Annotated in this window: 5 protein-coding genes, 1 other RNA gene and 1 pseudogene; 4 read left to right on the forward strand and 3 right to left on the reverse strand. The window is 71.9% G+C overall.

Features of this window, described 5'->3' with window-relative positions:
- Positions 1-19 precede the first annotated feature (19 nt).
- Complete coding sequence (locus RIF93_RS19060; RefSeq protein ID WP_309093030.1) at positions 20-388, reverse strand: glycine zipper 2TM domain-containing protein; 369 nt, start codon at positions 386-388, stop codon at positions 20-22.
- A 141-nt stretch (positions 389-529) separates the two neighbouring features.
- Here RIF93_RS19060 and RIF93_RS19065 point away from each other — a divergent pair, with 141 nt between their 5' ends.
- Positions 530-1,141: a cupin domain-containing protein gene (locus RIF93_RS19065; protein WP_309093031.1), complete on the forward strand. Its 612-nt coding sequence runs from the start codon at positions 530-532 to the stop codon at positions 1,139-1,141.
- Here RIF93_RS19065 and RIF93_RS19070 read toward each other — a convergent pair.
- A complete protein-coding gene (locus RIF93_RS19070) occupies positions 1,128-2,099 on the reverse strand; it encodes a calcium-binding protein (protein ID WP_309093032.1) in 972 nt (323 codons plus the stop codon). The two genes, RIF93_RS19065 and RIF93_RS19070, sit on opposite strands and share 14 nt — an antisense overlap.
- Positions 2,100-2,402: 303 nt before the next feature.
- Between RIF93_RS19070 and ffs the strand changes: the two genes are divergently transcribed.
- Positions 2,403-2,501, forward strand: an RNA gene (gene ffs / locus RIF93_RS19075) — signal recognition particle sRNA small type.
- A gap of 34 nt (positions 2,502-2,535) precedes the next feature.
- On the opposite strand, the gene RIF93_RS19080 is transcribed toward ffs, so the two are convergent.
- On the reverse strand, positions 2,536-3,153 hold the full coding sequence (locus tag RIF93_RS19080; RefSeq protein ID WP_309093033.1) for an NAD(P)H-dependent oxidoreductase: 618 nt from the start codon (positions 3,151-3,153) through the stop codon (positions 2,536-2,538).
- Between the two features lie 67 nt (positions 3,154-3,220).
- Here RIF93_RS19080 and RIF93_RS19085 point away from each other — a divergent pair, with 67 nt between their 5' ends.
- The gene (locus RIF93_RS19085) at positions 3,221-3,814 is read left to right on the forward strand and encodes a TetR/AcrR family transcriptional regulator (protein WP_309093034.1); all 594 of its coding nucleotides are present in this window, start codon (positions 3,221-3,223) and stop codon (positions 3,812-3,814) included.
- A gap of 50 nt (positions 3,815-3,864) precedes the next feature.
- Positions 3,865-4,301 (forward strand): annotated as a pseudogene (locus RIF93_RS19090) (DNA polymerase III subunit gamma/tau); the annotation flags it as partial.

Genomic DNA, 4,301 nt, shown 5'->3' on the forward strand with positions numbered 1-4,301 from the left:
CGCTTTTTTTCACGTCAGCCTAGCGGCAGCGCAGCTCGCCGCGGTCGATCTCGCGGCCCAGCAGGGCGCCGCCCGCCGCCCCGAGGATCGTGCCGGCGGTGCGGTCGCGGCCGCCGTCGATCTCGCGGCCCACCAGGGCGCCCACGGCGGCGCCGATCACCAGGCCCGTCGTCCCGTTGTCGCGCTTGCAGTAGTAGCGCCCGTCGCGGCCACGCCAGACGTTGTCGTAGGAGACCCGCCGCGGCTCGTAATAGCGGCCGTGGTTGTCGTAGATCCGCTCCTTGGCGCGGCGGCCGTGGGCCGGCGCGTGGTGCGGCGGATCGGCGGCGGCGGGAACGGCGGGAAGGGCGACGGCCGCAAGGACGGCGGCCAGGACGAGTTTACGCATGAGTTGAGCCCCGAGTGGTGATGCTTGGCGCTGGTGAACGCTCAAGGCCCGGCTTGGCTGCGCCGTGTGGCGGGACTGGGGCGAGCGTGCGGCGCAGCCGTGGTAAGGTGGAGCGGTTGAGGTCCATTGCGAGGGTCTTCGATGCGCCGTCTGTTGCTGGGGTTCGCGTTCGCCGCGCTGGCCGCCGCGCCCGTTTGGGCGCGAGCCGCCGAACCGGAATTCAAGGTCACGCCCGTCGCCGAGAAGGTGGTCGAGCGGCTGCCGGAGGGGCCGCTGTTCTGGCGGGTGGAGACCTATGCAGACCTGCCGGCTGCGAAGGCGGCGGCCGGCCCGTTGTCCCTGGCCGTGGACGTCGACGGCAAGGGGGTCCTGTTCACGCTGGGTCCGAAGGGCGGCGCGAGCGCGGGTGCGACCAAGCTGGCCGAGATCGGCCCCGTGCCGCCCATCCAGGCGAAGCGCCACCTACTGCGGATCAACCGCGCCGGCGGGCCGCCGGGCGCCAAGACGCCGGTGCATACCCACCCGGGATCGGAGGCCTTCTATGTGCTGAAGGGCCAGCTGACCCAGAAGACCTCGCACGGCGCGGCCAAGCTGGGCGCGGGCGCGGCCATGAACGGCCACGCGCCCGGCATGGTGATGCAGCTGGAGAGCACGGGGAGCGAGCCTCTGGACCAGCTGGTCATGTTCGACGTCGACGCCGACCAGCCGTTCTCGTCTCCGGCGGCGTTCGAGGACCCGGCTAGCCGCCGCTGATCCAGCCCTCGCCGAGGGCCGACAGCGAGACGCCGACCAGGGTCAGGGTCGCGCCGCCGCTGACGCTGACCACCACGTCGGCGCCCACCTGGGCCGCGCTGAAGGTGTAGCCGGCCTCGACGCGCACGCGGTCGCCTTCGCCCACCTTGAAGTCCAGGATCCGGTCCAGGCCGGCCTCGCCGAAGACGAAGAAGGTGTCGGCGCCGGCGCCGCCTTCGATCGTGTCGTCGCCGCGGTCGCCCCAGATGAGGTCGTCGCCCGCGCCGGCGAACAGCAGGTCGGCGCCCTGGCCGCCGCGCACCCAGTCGGCGCCGTCGCCGCCGTAGCAGGTGTCATTCCCGAGGTTGCCGTAGACCACGTCGCCGCTCGCGTCGTCGCCGCCCAGCAGGCGGTCGTTCCCCTGACCGCCCACGACCCAGTCGCCGCCGGCGCCGCCGTCCACCGTGTCGTCGCCCACGTTGCCGTGCAGGTCGTCGAAGGCGTCGCCGCCGAACAGGCTGTCGTGGCCGAAGCCGCCGCGCAGGACATCCAGGCCTTCGCGGCCGTCCAGCCGGTCGTCGCCCGAACCGCCCATCAGGATGTTGTCGCGCCAGTCGCCCAGCAGGGTGTCGGCGAACGCGCTGCCGAAGGCGTTCTCGATGCTCTTGTAGTGGTCGACCAGCACGCCGGCGTTGCGCCAGGCGCCCGTGTAGAGATCGGCGCCGATGGCGACCGCGAGATCGGAATAGTCGACGGTGTCGAAGCCGTCGCCGCCGTCCAGGATGTTGGCGCCGTCGCCCGGCTTCAGCACGTCCTCGCCCGCGCCGCCGTCGAGGATGTCGTCGCCAGCGCCGCCGACCAGCTCGTCGCCCCCGCCAAGGCCCGAGAGGGTGTCGTTGCCCTCAAGCCCGGTGATCAGATCGGCGTCCGCCGCGCCCTCCAGCCGGTCGTGGCCGGCCGTGCCATTGATGATGGCCATAACGCTTACTCCAGCTCCGAGCGGCCGCTCGACCAAGCGCGGCCGTGACAGGAGCAAGAAGTAAAAACTGAACCTGTGGTTCCCGCGCCGGGCGCATCCGCCTTAGGCCGCGGCTTTCAGGAACCGCCGAAACAAGCCGGCGGACCAGACGGGCCGCGGTCGGCGCGAGACGAGGTCGACGTCGCATGAAGGCTCCTGTCGGGGAGCTTATCAGCGGGTCCTCGCCCGCCGCGCGCATGAAGCGCTGGCTGCGAGGGGCCGGCGCCACTTGCCCTCGTGAGCCCCACCGGCCATATAGCGCCCCGGAGATCGGCGGCGGACGAGCGCCTCGCCAACCTGGTCAGGTCCGGAAGGAAGCAGCCACAACGGGTCCCGCTTCGGGTTGTCGTTCGGTCTCCACCTCATCTTCCCCGCACAAACAGGCTTCGAAACCCGCTCAGGCGGCGGCGGGTTCGCACGCGCCGGCGTGCGAGGCGAAGAGCTTCGCGCCGATCGCGCGGGCGGTCTCCAGATGGGCGGCGGCGGCGGGCCCGCGGGTGTCCAGCAGCAGCTCGGAACTCGCGACCGGCGCGCCGCAATAGCCGAAGATCCCATGCTCGATCTGCGTGCGCATGGCGCCGAAGTAGCCGTGGCGCGCGTAGGTCCGCGTGTCGGCGCCGGCGAGCGCGACGAGGTGGATCGGCAGGCGCCCGAGTTTCCGGATCGTCGGGCCGTCCGGGCTGAGCTCGTCATAGGCCCAGCCGTTGCAGAACACGCGGTCGATCCAGCCCTTCAGCAGGGCCGGCATGGACCACCAGAAGACCGGGTAGACGATCACCAGGGCGTCGGCCCGGTCGATGCGCGCCTGTTCGGCCCTGAGATCTTCGGGGATGGGAACCTCGCGCCGGTGGACGGCGGCGTCGACAGCGGTGAAGCGGGGATCGAAGCCCTCGGCCGCCAGGTCGGCGATCTCGGCGGTGTGGCCCGCAGCCGCCGCGCCGGCCGCGACTTGGCGGGCGATGGCGAGGGTGAGCGCGTGCCGTTCCGGTGGGGCGGCGACGATCAGGGCGTGCATGGGCTCTCCTGTTTCCCGGGCGGGAGATCAGCTATATACTGATAGTAAGTTACCAATGGTAGGTTCAATGTCAACGGGGGAAGGCCGCACGCGGCTGCCGCGCGAGGCGCGCAATCGGCAGCTGATGGACGCGGCATGGAAGCTGGTGCGGGACGAGGGCACCGAGGCGCTGACCTTGGGCCGGCTGGCGGAGGTCGCGGGCGTAACCAAGCCGGTGGTCTATGACCACTTCGGCACGCGGGCGGGGCTGCTGGCGGCGCTTTACGGGGACTTCGAGGCCCGGCAGACCCAGATCATGGAGGCCGAGATGTCCGGCGCCGCGCCGACGCTGGAGGCGCGGGCGCACGCCATCGCCGCGGCCTATGTCGATTGCGTGCTGGCGCAGGGGCGGGAGCTGCCCGGCGTCGTGGCCGCGCTGGCGAGTTCGCCGGCGCTGGAGGCGATCCGGCGCGCCGCCGAGGCCGATTTCCTGAGCAAGTGCCGGGCGCTGCTGGAGCCGTTCGCGCCGGGCGGCGCCCTGACCCCAGCGGGCCTGCGCGGCATGCTGGGCGCGGCCGAGGCGCTGTCCTATGCGGCGGCGGCCGGAGAGCTAGAGCCGCAGGCCGCGAAGGACGAGCTGGCGGCCTTGATCGAGGCGATGGTGCGCCGGGCCCGCGCGTGAAAAAGGTCGGCGCGGCTTTCCCCTTCCGTTCGCACCCCGCGAACCGTTAGATGGCCGCGATGGTGGACGACGAAGAGATTCCCGAGCGGGATCCGAACACGGGCGACATGTTCGGCGAGCCTGCGCCGCGGCCGGCGGCCGCGCCACAGGACGGGGAGTCCGCAGCCTATACCGTCATCGCGCGGAAGTACCGGCCCCGCCGGTTCGAGGACCTGTACGGCCAGGAGGCCATGGTCCGGACGCTGCGCAACGCCTTCGCCTCCGGGCGGATTGCGCACGCCTTCATGCTGACCGGCGTCCGCGGGGTGGGCAAGACCACGACCGCGCGCCTGCTGGCCCGGGCGCTGAACTACGAGACCGACACCGTCCACGAGCCGTCGCTGGACCTGGCCGAGGAGGGCCGGCACTGCCGGGCCATCATCGAGGGCCGGCATATGGACGTCCTCGAGCTGGACGCCGCGTCGCGCACCGGCGTGAACGACATCCG

This window comes from Phenylobacterium sp., from assembly GCF_031181185.1.
In the GTDB taxonomy this organism is placed as follows: Bacteria; Pseudomonadota; Alphaproteobacteria; order Caulobacterales; family Caulobacteraceae; genus Phenylobacterium.

Excerpts from the sequence above, each read along its gene's own strand:
- RIF93_RS19065 (WP_309093031.1), top strand. The coding sequence starts at position 530 with ATGCGCCGTCTGTTGCTGGGGTTCGCGTTCGCCGCGCTGGCCGCCGCG.
- RIF93_RS19085 (WP_309093034.1), top strand. The coding sequence starts at position 3,221 with ATGTCAACGGGGGAAGGCCGCACGCGGCTGCCGCGCGAGGCGCGCAAT.
- RIF93_RS19080 (WP_309093033.1), bottom strand. The coding sequence starts at position 3,153 with ATGCACGCCCTGATCGTCGCCGCCCCACCGGAACGGCACGCGCTCACC.
- RIF93_RS19060 (WP_309093030.1), bottom strand. The coding sequence starts at position 388 with ATGCGTAAACTCGTCCTGGCCGCCGTCCTTGCGGCCGTCGCCCTTCCC.
- RIF93_RS19070 (WP_309093032.1), bottom strand. The coding sequence starts at position 2,099 with ATGGCCATCATCAATGGCACGGCCGGCCACGACCGGCTGGAGGGCGCG.